The organism is Citrobacter sp. R56 (assembly GCF_016811995.1).
GTDB classification, from domain to species: domain Bacteria; phylum Pseudomonadota; class Gammaproteobacteria; order Enterobacterales; family Enterobacteriaceae; genus Citrobacter_D; species Citrobacter_D enshiensis.
Genome location: NZ_CP069159.1, coordinates 631,037 through 650,725, shown reverse-complemented (window position 1 = coordinate 650,725; position 19,689 = coordinate 631,037). Strand labels below are relative to the sequence as shown.

The 19,689-nt window shown below is 53.9% G+C and carries 20 protein-coding genes, 1 pseudogene and 1 riboswitch; of the genes and pseudogenes, 9 read left to right on the top strand and 12 right to left on the bottom strand.

Going from position 1 to position 19,689, the window contains the following annotated elements; genetic code table 11:
• Positions 1 to 72: 72 nt before the first annotated feature.
• Positions 73 to 1,545, top strand: a complete 1,473-nt coding sequence (gene tolC / locus JM656_RS03110; RefSeq protein WP_203359959.1) for an outer membrane channel protein TolC — start codon at positions 73 to 75, stop codon at positions 1,543 to 1,545.
• Between the two features lie 32 nt (positions 1,546 to 1,577).
• On the opposite strand, the gene JM656_RS22215 is transcribed toward tolC, so the two are convergent.
• The gene (locus JM656_RS22215; protein WP_238929187.1) at positions 1,578 to 1,733 is read right to left on the bottom strand and encodes a hypothetical protein; all 156 of its coding nucleotides are present in this window, start codon (positions 1,731 to 1,733) and stop codon (positions 1,578 to 1,580) included.
• Positions 1,734 to 1,761: 28 nt separating this feature from the next.
• Here JM656_RS22215 and JM656_RS03105 point away from each other — a divergent pair, with 28 nt between their 5' ends.
• Together JM656_RS03105 and JM656_RS03100 are read left to right on the top strand one after the other, a co-directional pair.
• A complete protein-coding gene (locus JM656_RS03105) occupies positions 1,762 to 2,433 on the top strand; it encodes a DUF1190 family protein (RefSeq protein ID WP_203359958.1) in 672 nt (223 codons plus the stop codon).
• Between the two features lie 5 nt (positions 2,434 to 2,438).
• Complete coding sequence (locus JM656_RS03100; protein ID WP_203359957.1) at positions 2,439 to 3,599, top strand: glutathionylspermidine synthase family protein; 1,161 nt, start codon at positions 2,439 to 2,441, stop codon at positions 3,597 to 3,599.
• An 85-nt stretch (positions 3,600 to 3,684) separates the two neighbouring features.
• Here the strand turns inward: JM656_RS03100 and ygiD are convergent, their stop codons facing one another.
• Positions 3,685 to 4,473 (bottom strand): 4,5-DOPA dioxygenase extradiol, encoded by a 789-nt coding sequence (gene ygiD / locus JM656_RS03095; RefSeq protein ID WP_203359956.1) that lies wholly within the window; start codon positions 4,471 to 4,473, stop codon positions 3,685 to 3,687.
• Positions 4,474 to 4,615: 142 nt separating this feature from the next.
• Between ygiD and zupT the strand changes: the two genes are divergently transcribed.
• Positions 4,616 to 5,389: a zinc transporter ZupT gene (zupT, locus tag JM656_RS03090; protein WP_192613513.1), complete on the top strand. Its 774-nt coding sequence runs from the start codon at positions 4,616 to 4,618 to the stop codon at positions 5,387 to 5,389.
• Positions 5,390 to 5,463: 74 nt separating this feature from the next.
• On the opposite strand, the gene JM656_RS22455 is transcribed toward zupT, so the two are convergent.
• Together JM656_RS22455 and ribB are read right to left on the bottom strand one after the other, a co-directional pair.
• Entirely contained in the window at positions 5,464 to 5,640 is a 177-nt protein-coding gene (locus JM656_RS22455) for a hypothetical protein (protein ID WP_370552283.1), read from the bottom strand.
• A gap of 282 nt (positions 5,641 to 5,922) precedes the next feature.
• Positions 5,923 to 6,576, bottom strand: a complete 654-nt coding sequence (gene ribB / locus JM656_RS03085; protein WP_203359955.1) for a 3,4-dihydroxy-2-butanone-4-phosphate synthase — start codon at positions 6,574 to 6,576, stop codon at positions 5,923 to 5,925.
• Positions 6,577 to 6,681: 105 nt separating this feature from the next.
• A riboswitch (FMN riboswitch) is annotated at positions 6,682 to 6,831 on the bottom strand.
• 132 nt (positions 6,832 to 6,963) lie between these two features.
• Between ribB and ubiK the strand changes: the two genes are divergently transcribed.
• Positions 6,964 to 7,260 (top strand): ubiquinone biosynthesis accessory factor UbiK, encoded by a 297-nt coding sequence (gene ubiK, locus JM656_RS03080; RefSeq protein ID WP_203359954.1) that lies wholly within the window; start codon positions 6,964 to 6,966, stop codon positions 7,258 to 7,260.
• A gap of 34 nt (positions 7,261 to 7,294) precedes the next feature.
• Here the strand turns inward: ubiK and glgS are convergent, their stop codons facing one another.
• The 4 genes from glgS to JM656_RS03060 form a co-directional block, all read right to left on the bottom strand.
• Positions 7,295 to 7,504 carry a cell surface composition regulator GlgS gene (glgS, locus tag JM656_RS03075; RefSeq protein WP_192613516.1) on the bottom strand — a complete coding sequence of 70 codons (210 nt, stop codon included), beginning with the start codon at positions 7,502 to 7,504 and terminating at the stop codon, positions 7,295 to 7,297.
• 240 nt (positions 7,505 to 7,744) lie between these two features.
• A complete protein-coding gene (gene hldE, locus JM656_RS03070; protein WP_203359953.1) occupies positions 7,745 to 9,178 on the bottom strand; it encodes a bifunctional D-glycero-beta-D-manno-heptose-7-phosphate kinase/D-glycero-beta-D-manno-heptose 1-phosphate adenylyltransferase HldE in 1,434 nt (477 codons plus the stop codon).
• 47 nt (positions 9,179 to 9,225) lie between these two features.
• Entirely contained in the window at positions 9,226 to 12,066 is a 2,841-nt protein-coding gene (gene glnE, locus JM656_RS03065; RefSeq protein WP_203359952.1) for a bifunctional [glutamate--ammonia ligase]-adenylyl-L-tyrosine phosphorylase/[glutamate--ammonia-ligase] adenylyltransferase, read from the bottom strand.
• A gap of 21 nt (positions 12,067 to 12,087) precedes the next feature.
• On the bottom strand, positions 12,088 to 13,389 hold the full coding sequence (locus tag JM656_RS03060) for an inorganic triphosphatase (RefSeq protein WP_203359951.1): 1,302 nt from the start codon (positions 13,387 to 13,389) through the stop codon (positions 12,088 to 12,090).
• A 241-nt stretch (positions 13,390 to 13,630) separates the two neighbouring features.
• Between JM656_RS03060 and JM656_RS03055 the strand changes: the two genes are divergently transcribed.
• A complete protein-coding gene (locus tag JM656_RS03055) occupies positions 13,631 to 14,251 on the top strand; it encodes a TIGR04211 family SH3 domain-containing protein (protein WP_203359950.1) in 621 nt (206 codons plus the stop codon).
• A 63-nt stretch (positions 14,252 to 14,314) separates the two neighbouring features.
• Positions 14,315 to 15,553: a multifunctional CCA addition/repair protein gene (locus tag JM656_RS03050; protein WP_203359949.1), complete on the top strand. Its 1,239-nt coding sequence runs from the start codon at positions 14,315 to 14,317 to the stop codon at positions 15,551 to 15,553.
• A gap of 54 nt (positions 15,554 to 15,607) precedes the next feature.
• Here JM656_RS03050 and bacA read toward each other — a convergent pair whose 3' ends face one another.
• On the bottom strand, positions 15,608 to 16,426 hold the full coding sequence (gene bacA / locus JM656_RS03045) for an undecaprenyl-diphosphate phosphatase (protein WP_203359948.1): 819 nt from the start codon (positions 16,424 to 16,426) through the stop codon (positions 15,608 to 15,610).
• A gap of 91 nt (positions 16,427 to 16,517) precedes the next feature.
• On the bottom strand, positions 16,518 to 16,886 hold the full coding sequence (gene folB / locus JM656_RS03040) for a bifunctional dihydroneopterin aldolase/7,8-dihydroneopterin epimerase (RefSeq protein WP_203359947.1): 369 nt from the start codon (positions 16,884 to 16,886) through the stop codon (positions 16,518 to 16,520).
• Between the two features lie 106 nt (positions 16,887 to 16,992).
• Between folB and plsY the strand changes: the two genes are divergently transcribed.
• The gene (plsY, locus tag JM656_RS03035; RefSeq protein ID WP_203359946.1) at positions 16,993 to 17,610 is read left to right on the top strand and encodes a glycerol-3-phosphate 1-O-acyltransferase PlsY; all 618 of its coding nucleotides are present in this window, start codon (positions 16,993 to 16,995) and stop codon (positions 17,608 to 17,610) included.
• A gap of 2 nt (positions 17,611 to 17,612) precedes the next feature.
• Here plsY and JM656_RS03030 read toward each other — a convergent pair.
• Together JM656_RS03030 and tsaD are read right to left on the bottom strand one after the other, a co-directional pair.
• Positions 17,613 to 18,068: pseudogene (locus tag JM656_RS03030) on the bottom strand (LysR substrate-binding domain-containing protein); the annotation flags it as partial.
• Between the two features lie 17 nt (positions 18,069 to 18,085).
• Positions 18,086 to 19,099, bottom strand: coding sequence for a tRNA (adenosine(37)-N6)-threonylcarbamoyltransferase complex transferase subunit TsaD (tsaD, locus tag JM656_RS03025; protein ID WP_203359945.1), 1,014 nt, complete (start codon positions 19,097 to 19,099; stop codon positions 18,086 to 18,088).
• A gap of 236 nt (positions 19,100 to 19,335) precedes the next feature.
• Here tsaD and rpsU point away from each other — a divergent pair, with 236 nt between their 5' ends.
• Complete coding sequence (gene rpsU, locus JM656_RS03020) at positions 19,336 to 19,551, top strand: 30S ribosomal protein S21 (RefSeq protein ID WP_001144069.1); 216 nt, start codon at positions 19,336 to 19,338, stop codon at positions 19,549 to 19,551.
• The last annotated feature ends 138 nt before the right edge of the window (positions 19,552 to 19,689 follow it).

The window sequence follows — 19,689 nt, the reverse complement described above, 5'->3', positions numbered from 1 at the left end:
GATTCTGCTAGAATCATCAATTATTTTACAATTTGATCAGCGCTAAATACTGCTTCACAACAAGGAATGCAAATGAAGAAATTGCTCCCCATCCTTATCGGCCTGAGCCTGTCGGGGTTCAGCACTTTGAGCCAGGCAGAGAACCTGATGCAAGTTTATCAGCAAGCACGCCTGAGCAACCCGGAATTGCGTAAATCCGCCGCCGATCGCGATGCTGCATTCGAAAAAATTAACGAAGCGCGTAGTCCTTTACTGCCGCAACTGGGTTTAGGTGCCGATTACACCTATAGCAACGGTTACCGTGACTCTAATGGTATCGACTCCAACGCGACCAGCGCCACTTTGCAATTGACTCAGACCCTGTTCGATATGTCGAAATGGCGCGCGCTGACATTGCAGGAAAAATCTGCCGGTATTCAGGACGTCACCTTTCAGACAGACCAGCAAACGCTGATCCTGAACACCGCAACAGCCTACTTCAATGTGCTGAGCGCCATTGACGCGCTCTCCTTTACCGAAGCGCAGAAACAGGCGATTTATCGTCAGTTGGATCAAACCACTCAACGTTTTAACGTGGGTCTGGTTGCGATCACTGACGTTCAGAACGCCCGTTCACAATACGATACCGTGTTAGCGGACGAAGTGACCGCACGTAACAACCTCGATAATGCAGTTGAAACGTTGCGCCAGGTCACCGGCAATTACTACCCGGAACTGGCATCCCTGAATGTTGATGGTTTTAAAACCAACAAACCGCAGGCCGTGAATGCACTGCTGAAAGAAGCAGAAAACCGTAACCTGGCGCTGTTGCAAGCCCGCCTGACCCAGGATCTGGCGCGTGAGCAAATCCGTCTGGCGCAGGACGGTCACTTGCCAACGCTGGATTTAAACGCATCAACAGGGATCTCCGATACCTCGTATAGCGGGTCGAAAACCAACACGTCTCAGTATGACGACAACAACCAGGGCCAGAACAAAATTGGCCTGAGCTTCTCTTTGCCGTTGTATCAGGGCGGACAGGTTAATTCTCAGGTGAAACAAGCGCAGTACAACTTTGTTGGCGCGAGTGAACAACTGGAAAGCGCACACCGCAGCGTCGTGCAGACCGTGCGTTCCTCCTTCAACAACATCAATGCGTCTATCAGCAGCATTAACGCGTATAAACAAGCCGTTATCTCTGCACAAAGTTCATTGGATGCCATGGAAGCCGGTTATTCCGTCGGTACGCGTACCATCGTGGATGTGTTGGATGCCACCACTACGCTGTACAACGCGAAGCAACAGCTTTCCAGCGCTCGCTATAACTACCTGATTAATCAGCTGAACATCAAAGCTGCACTCGGTACGCTGAACGAACAGGACCTGGTTGCTCTGAACAACACGCTGGGCAAACCGATTTCCACTACGCCAGATATCGTGGCGCCGGAAAATGCACAGCAGGACGCCAGCGCTGACGGTTATCCAGCCGACAACGCTGCCCCGGAAACGCAGCCTGCGTCAGTACAACCGACCAGCAGCAACGGCAACAACCCATTCCGTAACTGATGAAATTGCCGATGGCGCTCTGCTTACCGGGCCTACAAACGCGTAGGTCCGGGAAGCGCAGCGCCAGCTGGCGCTAATTTGCTGGTCGAACGTAAGACAACGTAAAGATCCCGCGATTTCCCCGCATTCTCGCCTCTTCTCGCTTCATTTTCGACCAGCCATCCTCTATCCTGAGCATTATTTGCCATATTCACTACTGGGTCCTGGAAGACGAAAATGAAACGGACAAAATCCATACATCACGCCTCGTTCCGCAAAAGCTGGAGCGCTCGCCATTTAACGCCGGTCGCACTGGCGGTCACTGCTGTCTTTATGCTGGCAGGCTGTGAACAAACCGATGAAACGGTTTCGCTTTATCAAAATGCGGACGACTGTTCTGCAGCTAACCCAGGTAAAAGCGCGGAATGTACAACGGCATTCAACAATGCCGTGAAAGAAGCAGAACGTACCGCGCCAAAATATGCCACGCGTGAAGATTGCATCGCCGAATTTGGCGAAGGCCAGTGTCAGCAAACGCCTGCCCAGGCAGGAGTGGCACCAGAGAATCAGGCACAGGCGCAACAATCCAGCGGCAGCTTCTGGATGCCGTTGATGGCCGGTTACATGATGGGCCGCATGATGGGCGGTGGCGCAGGCTTTGCGCAGCAACCGCTGTTTAGCTCGAAAAACCCGGCCAGCCCTGCTTACGGTAAATACACCGATGCCGGCGGCAAGAACTACGGTGCCGCACAGCCAGGCCGCACCATGACCGTACCGAAGACGGCGATGGCGCCTAAACCGGCAACCACATCAACCGTGACGCGCGGTGGTTTTGGTGAATCTGTTGCGAAGCAAAGCACGATGCAGCGTAGCGCCAGCGGCACCACAACTCGCTCGATGGGTGGCTGATACTCATGGAAAGAGTCAGTATTACTGAGCGTCCGGACTGGCGCGACAAAGCCACAGAATACGGTTTTAATTTTCACACCATGTACGGCGAGCCCTACTGGTGTGAGGATGCGTATTACAAGCTGACGCTCGCCCAGGTTGAGAAACTGGAAGAGGTCACCGCGGAACTGCACCAGATGTGCCTCAAGGTGGTTGAGAAGGTCATCGCCAGCGATGAGCTCATGACGAAGTTTCGTATTCCGAAGCATACCTGGGGATTTGTTCGCCAGTCATGGCAGACGAGTCAGCCTTCGCTCTATTCCCGCCTTGATCTGGCGTGGGACGGCACCGGTGAACCCAAACTGCTGGAGAACAACGCCGATACACCGACCTCGCTGTATGAAGCGGCATTTTTCCAGTGGATCTGGCTGGAAGACCAGCTCAATGCAGGTAACTTACCGGAAGGTAGCGATCAGTTTAATAGCCTGCAAGAGAAGCTGATCGAGCGTTTTGCAGAGCTTCGTGAGCAGTACGGTTTTCAACTGCTGCATCTAACCTGCTGCCGCGATACGGTTGAAGATCGCGGTACGATTCAATACCTGCAGGATTGTGCGGCTGAAGCCGAAATCGCCACTGAATTCCTCCACATCGAAGATATCGGTCTCGGTGAAAAAGGTCAGTTCACGGACTTACAGGATCAGGTTATTGCCAACCTGTTCAAGCTCTATCCGTGGGAGTTTATGCTGCGCGAGATGTTCTCCACCAAACTGGAAGATGCTGGCGTGCGCTGGCTGGAACCGGCGTGGAAAAGTATCATCTCCAACAAAGCACTGTTACCGTTGCTGTGGGAAATGTTCCCGAACCATCCGAACCTGCTGCCTGCGTATTTCGCCGAAGATGACCATCCGCAGATGGAAAAATTCGTCGTGAAGCCCATCTTCTCGCGTGAAGGCGCCAACGTCTCGATCATTGAGAACGGTAAAACGATCGAAGCGGCGGAAGGCCCGTACGGCGAAGAAGGTATGATCGTGCAACAGTTTTATCAGTTGCCGAAATTTGGCGACAGCTACATGTTGATCGGCAGTTGGTTGATTAACGATCAACCTGCCGGGATCGGCATTCGCGAAGACAGAGCATTGATCACTCAGGATCTTTCCCGTTTCTACCCACATATTTTCGTTGAGTAATACGTTGTGCCGGGTGGCGGCTTCGCCTTACCCGGCCTACGGCGCAAACGCCAGGCCCGATAAGCGTAGCGCCATCGGGCATTAATCACCCCACCTGTACCGACAACATACTCAGACTGCCCATCTCGATACCGTCCACCGGTATTGATACTGGCTCTTTGCCATCCCACGCACCTAACACATACAACAGTGGCAGGTAGTGGTCCGGCGTTGGATTCGACAACGAACCCCCTTCATGCTCGAGATAGTTGACCAGCGGATGTTGCTCAACGGGTCCCTGCCACGTCAGATTCGCCTTCACATAGTCATTGAATGATGTCGCCCACGGATACGGTGTATTCTCGCCGTGCCAGCGCGCCGTGCGCAGGTTATGCACCACGTTACCACTGGCGACCAGCATAATGCCTTCATCGCGCAGGGCCGCCAGTTTACGCCCCATTTCGAGGTGCCAGGCGGCGGGTTTTGTGCTGTCGATGCTTAACTGCACCATCGGGATATCCGCGTCGGGATACATCTTGATCAGCACTCCCCAGGAGCCATGGTCAAAGCCCCAGGCCTCTTTATCGAGCGTAACAGGTACAGGTGACAGCAGCTCCACCAGACGTTGCGCCAGCTCTGGCGAACCGGGCGCAGGGTAGTGGGTATCGTAAAGCGCCTGTGGAAAACCGCCAAAATCGTGAATGGTTTTTGGGGCTTCCATTGCCGTCACGCCGGTTCCGCGGGTGAACCAGTGAGCTGATACCACCACAATCGCTTTCGGACGCGGTAATTCCTCCCCCAGTTGCCGCCAGGCGCGGGTATAGACGTTATCTTCCAGAACATTCATTGGACTGCCATGACCCAAAAACAATGCTGGCATACGCGTTGAAGACATGATGATATCCTTACTCAGGGAGGTCATTTTGATATCCTCACAATACGCTTTTTCGGTAGTTGAAGAACTCAGATAACCATGATGAAGATCATCAGTTATTTTGAAGGTCAGGTCCGGACAGCAGAATCATAAGGAGTTGTCGATGTCAGTACCTTTAATTCTGACCTTATTGGCGGGTGCCGCCACTTTTATTGGCGCCTTTCTTGGCGTGCTGGGACAAAAACCCTCTAATCGCGTGCTGGCGTTTTCGCTGGGATTCGCGGCAGGCATCATGCTGCTTATCTCGCTGATGGAAATGCTGCCAGCAGCGCTGGCTGCAGAAGGTATGTCCCCCCTCTTAGGCTACGGCATGTTTATTACCGGACTGCTGGGTTATTTCGGGCTGGATCGCCTGCTTCCTCACGCCCACCCGCAAGATTTAGTACAGAAAACAACGCGGCCGCTGCCTGGCTCCATTAAACGCACCGCCATCTTATTGACGCTGGGCATCAGTCTGCACAACTTTCCGGAAGGGATCGCGACGTTTGTTACTGCCAGCAGTAATCTTGAACTGGGCTTCGGTATTGCTCTGGCGGTCGCCTTACACAATATTCCCGAAGGTTTAGCGGTTGCCGGGCCGGTTTATGCCGCAACAGGTTCTAAACGCACGGCTATTTTCTGGGCAGGAATTTCCGGTATGGCGGAAATTCTCGGCGGCATATTAGCCTGGTTAATTCTGGGCAGTTTGATTTCGCCTGTCGTAATGGCGTCGATTATGGCTGCGGTAGCGGGAATAATGGTGGCATTATCCGTAGATGAATTAATGCCTCTGGCAAAAGAGATCGACCCTAATAATAACCCCAGCTACGGCGTTCTGTGTGGGATGTCGGTGATGGGACTCAGCCTTGTGATACTTCAATCGATGGGAATCGGGTAACGCAACCACAGATGTTGTCCTCATCATTCAGGACAACATCATGCTTTCCCATCAAGAAAATATGAGAATAAAAGTTATTCCCGATCCCTGGCCACACGACCATCTTCACCAGTGCGGCGAAATAGCGTGTTGCGAGCCTCAAGTAGCGCGTCCCTGTCTTGCCTGAACGCTCTGCAATAACGTTTCATATGGCAAAAATAACCTACAACGACAAGAACAATTAATACAATCCAATACCAGGCGATAAACATCCTTTTACCCTTAAAATTTAACATTGCCAAACATTTAACGTTAAAATTTTACATACCTATCTTTAGGTATATTCATATACTGGCACAGTATGAAATTGAGAATATGATTTTGATCATAGAGAAAAAGATTGGCCTTTTATTAAAGGCCAGACCGTCTGCAAAATTAACGTCTGTGGGATAAACGGTGTATTTTTTCGAACCAATAAAAACAAGAAACCGAAGTCAGTAAACTGGCTTCGGTTTCTTTCTTCACGTATTACCACCCGACGGGTGGCACGCCAGTCAGCTGGCCTTACGCGCGTGCGCCTGGCGATAAGCCACCAAATCTTCAATGGTGACGACGGCCATATTGTGTTCACCTGCAAACTTGATGCACTCCGGCGCGCGAGCCATTGTGCCGTCATCGTTGGTCAGTTCACACAGAACGCCTGCTGGTTTAAAACCCGCCAGCGTCACCAGATCGATGGTCGCTTCCGTATGACCGCCGCGAGTCAACACCCCACCAGCCTGAGCGCGCAACGGGAAAACGTGCCCCGGACGGTTGAGGTCAGAAGGTTTAGCACCGTCGGCAATGGCAGCACGCACAGTGGTAATGCGGTCGGCCGCAGAAACACCGGTGGTCACGCCTTCAGCGGCTTCAATCGTCACCGTAAAGCCCGTGCCGTAAGCGCTGGTGTTATTTTCCACCATCATAGGCAGTTCGAGCTGCTTGCGGCGATCTTCCGTGATGCACAGGCAAACGATGCCGCTACCGTGACGGATGGTCAATGCCATCTGCTCAACGGTCATCGTTTCGGCAGGGAAAATCATATCGCCTTCGTTTTCACGATCTTCGTCGTCAAGCACCATCACTCCGCGTCCTTCGCGCAGCGCGGACAGAGCGTGTTCGACACGGTCAAAAGGCGTACCAAAAGAGGAAAGTAGCGTCTGATTCATGGTAAAAAAACCTCACTAAAATTATGGTTACCAGAATCAGGGCAGTCTTAGGAGTACCGCAATGCGGCAAAAAAATAACGTGAGCGGGTCCATGCCCGGCTGGATCGTTACTCTCTCCCATCCGGACTCTAACCGTCGGCTCCGGAATTACACCGGATCTGCTGACCTTTGAGTTTGCACCCAAAGCGCTCGCGGGCTTTCAACATAGGTTGATTTACCGCCGGTGGGGAATTTCGCCCCGCCCTGAGAATAAGCGAGATAACTATAACGCTATTGATTACCTTCATCAACGCCTTTACTCAGCCACAGGTCACACAATTCTGGTTTATGCCTCACGCAGATCGCACTACAATGTGCCTCAACACTTACCAGTTCAGGGAAACCACAATGATTGACCCGAAAAAAATTGAGCAAATCGCTCGCCAGGTTCACGAGTCGATGCCGAAAGGGATCCGGGAGTTCGGGGAAGACGTCGAGAAGAAAATTCGTCAAACGCTGCAATCACAGCTGACGCGTCTCGATCTGGTGAGCCGCGAAGAGTTCGATGTGCAAACTCAGGTGTTACTGCGTACCCGTGAAAAGCTGGCACTGCTTGAGCAGCGCCTCAGTGAACTGGAAACGCGCCAGTCGCCTGCCGACGTCAAACCTGCGCCCGCCATCCCGCCGGTGGATACACAAGAGTAAAAAAAGAAACGGGCCAATGGGCCCGTTTCTTTTTTCAGTGTTCGAGTTCTAATTGTTTTGCTCGTGTCGCCTGTTGGCAGTAAAGCGCGTAGCGCTTGCAGAACCAGCTCCGGTGCTCCTCATCCATGTTTCCGGTGACGGCGTGGATATCGACAGGGCGACCTTCAGCCTGCATTCTGGCAAAGCTACGGGCCAGAAAATCGAAGTTGTTCAACGAATACACATTCTTGTTGTTCATGAGCATACCCTCCAGTTAACGAATTTCTGATAAGGCCATATGCTTTTTCTGATTCCAGTATTCGCTTCTGGGCGCAAAGTATTTGTACATTATGTGCGCAAATTACCTGCAGGAAGTCACACTTTTCCAGGAAATGTAAAGAGATGGGAGTAAATGATAACGGAATGCTTATCAGACCTGCATCGCGCAGAGGCTCACAGGCCTGATAAGGTGTGTACAGCGCCGCCTAACTTACTGGCGGATCAATCACTTGTCGCTGTCTTTCTGGATTTTTTTGATGATGTTGGTCGTTGAACAACCGTCTTCGAAGTTCAGCACCAACACTTCGCCGCCGTTGGCCCATACCTCTTCACTGCCCGCAATCTCTTCCGGCTTGTAGTCGCCGCCTTTCACCAGCAGATCCGGCAGTACGCCTGCAATCAGACGCTGTGGGGTATCTTCTTCAAAAGAGACCACCCAGTCGACGGCTTCCAGCGCGCCCAATACGATCATGCGTTGTTCGAGCGGATTGACGGGACGCGTTTCGCCTTTCAGACGTTTAGTGGACGCATCGCTGTTGACTGCCACAATCAGGCGGTCGCCCAGTTTGCGCGCATTCGCCAGATAAGAAACGTGTCCGGCATGCAGGATATCGAAGACACCGTTGGTCATCACCACTTTCTCACCGCGCTTACGCGCGCTGGCAACGGCCTGCTTCAACTCATTTTCAGTCATCACGCCAAAGCCCGTATCAGCACGACCGCGTACGGCATTTTCCAGCTCGATGGGCGAAACGGTGGATGTCCCCAGCTTACCGACGACCACACCTGCCGCCGCGTTGGCGAAGTAACAGGCTTCTTCCAGCGATTTTCCTGCCGCCAGCGTCGCCGCCAGCACGCCAATCACCGTATCACCCGCACCGGTGACGTCATACACTTCCTGCGCCTGGGTCGGCATATGCAGCGGTGCTTTGCCCGGCTGCAGCAACGTCATCCCTTGTTCAGAACGCGTCACCAGCAGCGCGGAGAGATCGAAATCTGCAATCACTTTCATGCCGCGAGTGACAAGCTCTTCTTCGTTTTTACACTTACCTGCCACCGCTTCAAATTCTGACAAATTTGGGGTCAGCAACGTAGCGCCACGGTAGCGTTCAAAATCGGTGCCTTTCGGGTCGATCAATACCGGTACGCCCGCTTTGCGCGCCAGCGCGATCATCTGCTGAACGCTGGCCAGCGCGCCTTTCGCATAATCAGAGAGTACCAGCGCGCCAATCGAGCCCAGCGCCTGACTAATGCGATCATGCAGCGGTTGTGGATCGACACCCTCAAAGCCTTCTTCAAAGTCCAGGCGAATTAGTTGCTGGTTGCGTGAAAGTACACGCAATTTGGTGATGGTGGGATGTGTCGGGACAGAAACAAAGTCGCATTTCACATTCACAGCCGCCAGCGTTTTGCTGAGCGCACGCGCGGCATCATCAATGCCGGTCAATCCGACCAGACGTGAATTGGCCCCCAGGGACGCAATGTTCATCGCCACGTTAGCCGCGCCACCAGGACGTTCCTCAATGGTGTCCACTTTGACAACGGGTACTGGCGCTTCCGGTGAAATACGGCTGGTCGGCCCGTACCAGTAGCGATCCAGCATCACGTCACCAACAACCATGACCCCTGCACGTTCAAACTCTGGCAGCGTTACTTTCATTCCTGTCTCCTGAGAGATTCAAAATTTGCGCGCGATAATAGCACATTTCACTCGGCAACCAGCCACTTCTGCCAGCTAGCCCGTACCTGTTCACGCTCTTTGCTAAAACACGTCTGCGCCACATGCCCCGGCAACTCTTGCAACGCCAGGTGGTGGAGTTCGTCACGCAACGTGGTGTAGGCCAGGGTCAGCGCCTGCGCTTCCTGTTCTTCCATAATGTCGTTTTGCGCCAACAGTTCCAGAATACGCACATTATCCGACCAACGCGTCAGCTTCGGCTTCTCATGCGCGTAGCGCAGCACCAGATATTGCGTAATAAACTCAATGTCGGTGATCCCGCCCTCGTCAGCTTTAATATCAAAGCGGTCGCGATGCTTATTCCCCAGATGCGCGCGCATCTTTTCACGCATTTCACGCACGTCGGTTTGCAGCGTTTTGCCGTCGCGAACGAGAGTCATGATCGTACGGCGCACGGCGTCAAACTGCGCAGTCAGTTGCGGATCGCCATACACCACGCGCGCACGCGCCAGCGCCTGATGTTCCCACGTCCAGGCTTCGTTTTGCTGATAATCGGCGAAGGCTTCGGCTGAGGTAACTAACATTCCCGCCGCGCCGGACGGGCGTAATCGCGCATCCACCTCATACAAAATACCCGAGGAAGTACGGGTGCTGAACAGGTGCATAATCCGCTGCGACAAGCGCAGATAGAACTGCCTGCCGTCAATTTCGCGCTCGCCATCGGTCATCACGTCCATCGGACAGTCGTGAAGGAAAATCAAATCCAGATCGGAACTGTAGCCCAGTTCCCAGCCGCCCAGCTTACCGTAACCGACCACGGCAAAACCTCGCCCCTGACGCTCGCTCAGATGCGTCGGCTGGCCGTAACGCGCCACCATTTGCGTCCATGCCTGTTGCACCACAGCGTCGATGATGGCTTCCGCCAGCCAGGTCAAATGGTCGCTGACTTTCATCACCGGTAACGTGCCTGCAATATCCGCCGCCGCGATGCGCAATAGCTGAGTTTGCTTAAACTGCCGCAACGCCTCCAGTTGCTGCTCTTCGTCATCTTCCGGCACACGCAGCAGATACTGACGCAACTCATCACGGTAAGCGTCCGTCGCGGTCGGCTGATACAGCGTGTTCGGGTCGAGCAGTTCGTCGAGCAACAGTGGGTAGCGCGCCAGTTGGCTGGCGACCATCGGGGAGGCGGCGCAAAGCGAGATCAGATGTTTTAGCGCCCCCGGGAATTCGCTCAGCAATTCGAGGTAGGTGGTGCGGGTCACGATGCTGACCAGCAACGGCGTAATACGCGACAGCGGCACAAAGGCGTCTTCACGGGAACAGACGTCGCTAAGCAGGTGAGGCATCAGATGATCGAGGACCTGACGGCCACGCGGGCCAATGGTGCGTTTATCCAGCTCTTTGCGAAAATCAGCAATCAGCGCCAGCACGCGTCCCCGCCCCTCATCGGTAAGATGGGCCAGAACTGGCGTAGAGTCGTCTTCCTGTAGCGTATCCTGCCACAGTTCGCGCCACTGTTCCGACAATGACTCTTCCTGCGTCTCGGTTTCGTCATCGCCAATCAACTCATTAAACACCCGGCGCACATTCGCCATATGACCGTCCAGCTCATCGGTGAGCTGCGACCAGTCATCCGCATCCATTCCCCACGCCAGACGCGCCCGATTCAGCTCATCCCCCGGCAGTGTCTGCGTTTGCTCATCATTGATGCTTTGCAGCAAATTTTCCAGGCGGCGCAGGAAGAGATAAGCGATGCGCAACTGTTCCGCGTCGTTCTCAGACAGCAGATGCAGCGCGGCAATCGCACTCAACGTGGGTAAAAGGGAACGTGACTGCAGTGAAGGTTCGCGACCACCGCGAATGAGCTGGAACACCTGAACAATAAATTCGATTTCGCGAATACCGCCCGCGCCGAGTTTGATATTGTCTTTCAGACCCCGGCGGCGAACTTCACGGGCAATCATCCCCTTCATGTTTCGCAGAGACTGGATCACACTAAAGTCGATGTAGCGGCGGAAGACGAAAGGCCGCAGCATGGCCCGCAATTCGTCAACATAAACGCCGTCAGTATCGCCCATGATCCGCGCTTTAACCATCGCATAGCGTTCCCAGTCACGCCCCTGCTCCTGGTAATAATCTTCCAGTGCGGCAAAACTCAACACCAGCGGGCCGCTGTCGCCAAACGGACGCAGACGCATGTCCACACGGTAAACAAAACCATCCTGCGTGGGTTGGTCCAGCACCTTGATGAGTCGTTGCCCCATCCGCGTGAAGAACTGCGCGTTATCCAGCTCACGTCGCCCGCCTTGCGTGGAACCGTGCTCCGGCCAGGCAAAAATCAGGTCGATATCGGAGGAGAAATTCAGCTCGCCGCCGCCCAGTTTTCCCATCCCTAAAATCAGCAACGGCTGCGGGACGCCACTCTGGTTGCAGGGGATTCCCCACTCACGACAACAGGCGGCGTACAGCCAGTCGCGCGCAGCGATGATCAGCGTTTCAGCCAGATGGCTTAATTGCTGCAAAATGCTCTCTTCTTCCACAAGCCGCAGCGCCTGCGCCCAGGCAATACGTACCATAATGCGACGGCGAAACACCCGTAGCTCCCGCATCAGCGCCGCTTCGTCAGCGACCTGCGCCAGTGCCTCCTGCAACCAGGCCGCGTAATGTTGCCACTCGTCGGCCTGCGGCGACGCGCTTTCCAGCTCAGCAAGCCATTCGGGATGCGCAATAACGCTGTCCCGAACAAAATCACTGAAGGTAAGTACTGACTTCGCCTGAACACCCGGCGTCGTCTCTGAGATTGCGGCTGGCAGGTGCTCAACAACGGTCTGCCAGTACTGCTGTAAGGGAGAAGAGAGCGGCTTCATAAAAGACGTATCCTTGCCAGATTATCGTTTTCCGCTGTGCAGCCAGAACGGTTCCTGAGAAATCGCTTCGTTGCGGAAATGTTCAATTTCAATATATTGGCGGGTCGCAATCGCATAACGCAATCCCTGCCAGTTCTCCAGCCAGCCCTGCGCCACATGGGTGTCGTAATAACCGGCCAGCAATAGGATGCTGTCAATGTTACGGTTCAGGCGCGGAAGCTGATCGTTATACTGGTCACCTAACGGCTGGTCGAAAACAGATTTCAGATCAGCGGCATGCCGTGAGAGGTGTGTATCCGCAAAGCGCTTAAACGAACCTGAAATTTTGTCCTGCGCTTTGGCATCCAGGAACGGCTGCCAGCCTTTGGTCACCAGCCATTCCGTCAATGCCAGTTTAGCCATCGCCGTTTGTGTACTGTAAACCGCCGTCACCGCTGAAACCGCAGAGGCGATCGTCGCTTCTGACTGGGTTAACAAATCACGTAAGTGAGCGCTCGCTTTACGAGGAACAATCCCGCCGAACAGCATGATGGTGTGGCGAACCAGTCCCATTGCTGCCAGAACATCGGCTTTGGCCTTTTTCTCACCGCGAACCCACAACTCTTCATGGTATTGCCACTGTGACAACGCTAACTCCAGCGCAGCCTCAAGCCCCTGCTCAACGCTGGCTTTCGCTGGCACCTTCAGAATTCGTGTCGCGTTGATTTCACGCGGCGGGTTTCCCTGCGCCAGATGGTAGCCACGGGCTGCTTTGCTCAGGCTACCCTGGCGTAATCCGGATTGCGAAACCAGCTGATTTGCCAGTTTCAGCACGCTGCGCGTATCGCCTTTTAACAGCTCAAGCTCCAGTTCGCAGATAGGCTCCGCGAACTCTCCCGCCTTCACATCCCCCAGATCGAGCGCGATCTCAATCTGGCTGCCTTCAACCTCAACCACCCATTTTTCACGATAAAAATCCGTGCGGAACAGCGGCTGTACTTGCGAAGCAAGGTCGGCTGGCATTTCGCCGTTGGGCCAGACTTCGGGAGAGAGTTTGCCGAGATCCAGCGTCGGTTCTGTCAGCGGTACATTGTATTCCGGACGCTGGTGCAGTCCTCCTGTCACCCGGCCAGCGATTTTCAGGGTCATTTCATAATGACCGTTCTCGCCCCGAATACGCAGTCCCATATCGTGACTACGCAACCAATTATCTGATGTTTCGTAGTAAATATTCAGCAATTGACTGGGGGCATGATGCTCCCCGCCTAACGTGTGCAGATGGTCACGCAGTGCGTCTACCGCTTCGCGATTGACGATAAATTTTAATTCGATTTCCTGAGCCATGGCCTTGTACTTATGGGTTATGTCACATATGGGAAGAATGACGGCGAACTTAATGCGTTCTTGTTTGTCAGTACATAGTATTTTGCGCCAAATTGCCATACAACGAGCAATTTGACGGGCGTAAAAGTTTGAAACAGTGGCATAGATGACACAGAAGATTCCGATTGATGTCGAATGCTTTGCGTAGAGACACTGATGCCACTACTATCGTTCCACTTTCTATGACAATAACGACAGCCTGATGCCAAAATTACGCCTGATTGGATTAACTTTACTTGCACTTAGCGCCACTGCCGTCTCCCATGCTGAAGAAAAGCGCTATGTTTCTGACGAACTGAACACCTGGGTCCGCAGCGGTCCGGGGGATAACTATCGCCTGCTGGGTACGATTAACGCCGGTGAGGAAGTGACACTCTTACAAACCGACGCGAATACCAATTATGCTCAGGTAAAAGACAGTACCGGCCGTACTGCCTGGATCCCGATGAAAGAGTTGAACAGCACGCCCAGCCTGCGTATTCGCGTACCGGATCTGGAAAATCAGGTCAAAACACTGACCGATAAGCTCAACAATATTGATACGACCTGGAATCAGCGCACCTCCGACATGCAGCAAAAAGTGTCCCAGAGCGACAGCGTGATTAACGGGTTAAAAGAAGAGAACCAGAAGCTGAAAAACGAGCTGATTGTTGCGCAGAAGAAAGTCGATGCTGCCAGCGTGCAGCTTGATGACAAACAGCGCACCATCATCATGCAGTGGTTCATGTATGGCGGCGGCGTGCTGGGTCTCGGTCTGCTGCTCGGCCTCGTCCTGCCGCACATGATCCCAAGCCGTAAACGCAAAGACCGCTGGATGAACTAAATCGCCTTCTCCCCCGCACTGACATATCATTGAGAGATGATGTTTTTCAGGAGAGGAAGTGGCGTGAAGATTTATCTGGTCGGTGGTGCTGTTCGGGACGCGTTATTAGGGCTACCGGTTAAAGATAAAGATTGGGTGGTGGTTGGCGCCACGCCTCAGGAGATGCTTGACGCGGGCTACCAGCAGGTAGGCCGCGATTTTCCCGTATTTCTTCATCCGCAAACACGTGAAGAGTATGCGCTGGCGCGCACCGAGCGTAAATCGGGTTCCGGTTATACCGGCTTTACCTGTTATGCCGCCGCCGACGTGACGCTGGAAGACGATTTGCAGCGCCGTGACCTGACGATCAACGCCCTTGCGCGTGACGACGACGGCCAGATAATCGATCCGTATCACGGGCGTCGCGATCTGGACAACCGCCTGCTACGCCATGTCTCTCCCGCTTTCAGCGAAGATCCGCTGCGCGTCCTGCGCGTGGCGCGTTTTGCCGCCCGTTATGCCCACCTTAGCTTCCGTATTGCTGATGAAACCATGACGCTCATGCGTGAGATGACGGCTGCCGGTGAGCTGGAACACCTCACGCCGGAAAGGGTGTGGAAAGAAACCGAAAATGCCCTGACCACACGTAACCCGCAGGTCTTCTTCCAGGTTCTCCGCGACTGCGGCGCGTTGCGCGTGCTGTTCCCCGAAATAGACGCCCTGTTTGGCGTCCCCGCCCCGGCAAAGTGGCACCCGGAAATAGACACCGGGATCCACACGCTGATGACGCTGTCGATGGCCGCCATGCTCAGCCCTGAAGTGGATGTGCGCTTTGCCACGCTGTGTCACGATTTGGGGAAAGGGTTAACGCCAAAGGAGTTCTGGCCGCGTCATCACGGTCATGGCCCGGCGGGCGTTAAGCTCGTGGAGCAGTTATGCCAGCGTTTACGCGTTCCCAATGATATTCGCGATTTAGCCAAACTGGTGGCGGAGTTCCACGATCTCATTCATACCTTCCCCATCTTGCAGCCAAAAACGATCGTTAAACTGTTCGATTCGATTGATGCCTGGCGAAAACCGCAACGGGTGGAACAAATCGCGCTGACCAGCGAAGCGGATGTTCGCGGGCGTACGGGCTTTGAAGCGGCTGACTATCCACAAGGCCGCTGGTTGCGAGAAGCCTGGCAGGTGGCACAGGCCGTACCGACCAAAGAGGTGGTTGATGCAGGATTCAAAGGCCAGGCGATCCGTGAAGAGCTGACCCGGCGCCGTATTGACGCCGTGACGGACTGGAAAGCATTACGCTGCCCGAAGCCGGAATAATTGCAGGAATAAATGCCGGATAGTCGCGTAAACGCCTTCTCCGGCAAGCTTAAATCAGAAGAACACCACGTAAACGGCCGCTGCAACGATAAAACGGTAAATCGCAAACGGAATGAACGAGATGCGTTTAATCAGTTGCAGGAAGGTTTTGATCGCCACCAGCGCGACGACAAAAGCGGTGACAAAGCCGACGGCAAACATCGGGATGTCGGCAACCGTCAGGAACGACCAGCTTTTGTAGAGATCCAGCGCCGTGGCGCCCATCATCATCGGCACTGCCAGCAAGAAGGAGAATTCAGAGGCCGCATAACGGCTCACGCCCATCAGCATACCACCGGAAATCGTGGCGCCCGAGCGGGAAAAGCCCGGCCACAGCGCCAGACACTGGAAACAGCCAATCATGAATGCCTGACGGTAGGTCATGTCGTCCAGACCCGGCGCGCGCGGCTCTTTCGGCTTCAGACATTCCGCCGCAATCAGCAACAAACCACCAACCACCAGCGCATACATCACGTTAACCGGGTTAAACAACGATTTAATGGTGTCGTGGAACACCAGTCCCAGCACCACCGCAGGGATCATCCCCAACAGAATATGGCCCAGCGTCAGACGCCCTTTTCCGGTGCCTTCATGCGCCGGTTTACCAAAGTGAATGCCGATCAGTCCGAATAAACGTCGCCAGAACATCACAACTACGGCCAGGATAGATCCCAGTTGAATCACCACCTCAAACGTCTTCGCGGTATCGCCTTCGAACCCCAACAGATGGCCAACGATAATCATGTGCCCTGTACTGGAGACGGGCAAAAACTCCGTCAATCCTTCGACCACACCCAATATTGCCGCCACCAGCAGCGAGTGCATATCGCTCATCAATAAACCCCTAAATGTAAAAAATCATGCAGCAAAAAATGGATCCTGCGTTAAGACCCATTTATACCCAGTTGGTTTAAAAATTATAAAGTTAATTATTTTCTTTCAGATTATTGCCACGCTCAATGATTACGCCCACATTTGCCGCGCGCGCCACGGCGCCGGGTTTACTGAGCTTGATACGCACCCACGGAGAATTAAACCGTGCCAACAGCAGATCGGCAACCTCTTCTGCCACCCTTTCAACCAGCGCAAAACGACTGCCTTCCACGTGATTGACAACCGTTTCGGCAATGTCAGCATAGCTTAGACAATCCACCACATCATCGCTTTTGGCGGATTTGCGGTTGTCCCACGCCATTTCGATATCGAACACCAATTTCTGTTCAATGGTCTGTTCCCAGTCGTAAACACCGATAGTGGTGATGACCGAAAGTTGCTCTATAAATACAATATCCATCACGACCTGCTCGCTTTTTGGCTAACCCGGATACCACTTCCGGCGAATTATGCGTATTATCCACAGAAGTAACGTTTAACACGACATTTTCAAAACGGAACAGCTTATGAGTGCAATCGCGCCTGGAATGATCCTCTTCGCGTACCTCTGCGGCTCAATTTCCAGCGCCATTCTGGTCTGCCGCATCGCTGGACTGCCCGACCCGCGTCAGAGCGGTTCCGGTAATCCGGGCGCGACCAATGTGTTACGAATCGGTGGCAAGGGAGCGACCATAGCAGTACTGGCTTTCGACGTCCTGAAAGGCATGTTGCCCGTCTGGGGCGCATACGCGTTAGGCGTCAGCCCTCTCTGGTTGGGATTGATTGCGATCGCGGCCTGTCTGGGGCATATCTGGCCGGTCTTCTTTGGTTTTAAAGGTGGCAAAGGCGTCGCTACCGCATTTGGCGCCATAGCGCCGATTGGCTGGGACTTAACGGGCGTCATGGCGGGCACCTGGTTGCTGACCGTGTTACTGAGCGGCTATTCATCGCTCGGTGCTATTGTCAGCGCCCTGATAGCACCGTTCTACGTCTGGTGGTTTAAACCGCAGTTCACCCTCCCGGTCTCCTTGCTATCGTGCCTGATTTTGCTGCGTCACCATGACAACATCCAGCGACTGTGGCGTCGTCAGGAGACGAAGATCTGGACAAAACTGAAGAAGAAGAGCGAAAAAGATCCCGAGTGATCTTATTCACTGCCCATCGTCAGCGCAGGCTGGTAGCCTTCATTGGGCCTGCCTGGCCGCTGTTGGCACCATGCCGCCAGAAACTCCACGCAAACCCTTAACTTCACGCTGCGATAAAGCGGTTCCTGATAAACAGCCCAGATATTGGCGCTTTGCGCATATTCCGGTAACACCCGAACCAGTTTTCCGCTGGTCAGAAACGGCTGCACATCCCACTCAGAACGCAACATAATCCCTTTTCCCTCCAGCGCCCATTGCAAAACAATTTCACCGCTGTTGGAGGAAAGATGGCCCGTTACCTTCACCGATTTTTTCTCTACGCCATTTCCCAGTTCCCATACTCCGTGGGTCATATCGCGCTCTTTTGTTTTGCTGTAAACCGCGCAGGGGCGACATGATGTCGCCCCTTTTTCCATAAGCTTCTTATATGGCCGTTTTGCCGGATAACGCGAAGCCGCCATCCGGCAAACACGCATTACGCCGCGGGTAACTCTGCCAGCGGCCAGCGTGGACGCACGGTCACGCCGAGATCGGCCGTGGCTCCGGCGTTAAAACGCACCATTCCGGCATAGGCGATCATCGCGCCATTATCCGTACAAAACTCCGGGCGCGCATAGAACACTTCGCCACGACGCTTTTGCATCATCTCGGCCAACTTTGCGCGCAGCGTGCGGTTGGCGCTCACGCCGCCCGCCATCACCAGACGTTTAAAACCGGTCTGATCCAGCGCGCGTTTGCATTTGATCATCAGCGTATCCACCACCGCGTCTTCAAACGCACGGGCGATATCCGCACGGGTCTGATCGTCATCGCCATTGTTGCGAATCGTGTTGGCTGCAAAAGTTTTCAGTCCGGAGAAACTGAAATCCAGTCCCGGACGATCGGTCATCGGGCGTGGGAAAATAAAACGTCCGGCAGTGCCCTGAGCCGCCATTTTCGACAGCATCGGGCCGCCTGGGTAATCAAGTCCCAGTAGTTTGGCAGTTTTATCAAAGGCTTCACCCGCCGCATCATCGATGGATTCGCCCAACAGCTCGTACTTGCCGACCCCCGTCACGCTAATGAGCTGAGTGTGGCCGCCAGAAACCAGCAGCGCGACAAACGGAAATTCCGGCGGGTTATCTTCCAGCATCGGTGCCAACAGATGCCCTTCCATATGATGCACAGGGATGGCAGGAACATTCCACGCAAAGGCCAGTGAACGCCCCACGGTTGCGCCGACCAGCAGCGCACCAACCAGACCCGGCCCCGCTGTATACGCCACCGCATCAATGTCTTTCGCCGTTAAACCTGCCTCTTTCAGCGCTGCCTGGATCAACGGTACGGTTTTGCGCACGTGATCGCGCGAGGCCAATTCAGGCACCACGCCGCCGTAGTCAGCATGCAATTTTACCTGACTATACAATTGGTTGGCCAACAGACCCTTTTCATCGTCGTAAATGGCGATGCCGGTTTCATCGCAGGATGTCTCAATACCCAATACACGCATGACTTATTCTACCTCGCTCTATTACCGCGCAGTGTAGGACCAATGCGGGTTGATGTAAAACTTTGTTCGCCCCTGGAAGAAGCCTCGTGTATACTCCTCACCCTTATAAAAGTCCCTTTCAAAAAGGCCGCGGTGCTTTACAAAGCAGCAGCAATTGCAGTAAAATTCCGCACCATTTTGAAATAAGCTGGCGTTGATGCCAGCGGCAAACCGAATTTATTAAAGGTGAGAGTTACATGCCGGTAATTAAAGTACGTGAAAACGAGCCGTTCGACGTAGCACTGCGTCGCTTCAAGCGTTCCTGCGAAAAAGCAGGTGTTCTGGCGGAAGTTCGTCGTCGTGAGTTCTATGAAAAACCGACTACCGAACGTAAGCGCGCTAAAGCTTCCGCTGTGAAACGTCACGCGAAGAAACTGGCTCGCGAAAACGCACGCCGCACTCGTCTGTACTAAGTCTTCTGAGGGTCGCGGCCCTCAATTCAGACCGAGTTGTAGTTGTAAGGCCGTGCTTCCGAAAGGAATGCGCGGCTTATTTTCGTTTATGCATTGGCATATACACAAAATCATTCATGATGCGTGAAGGATGAAGTG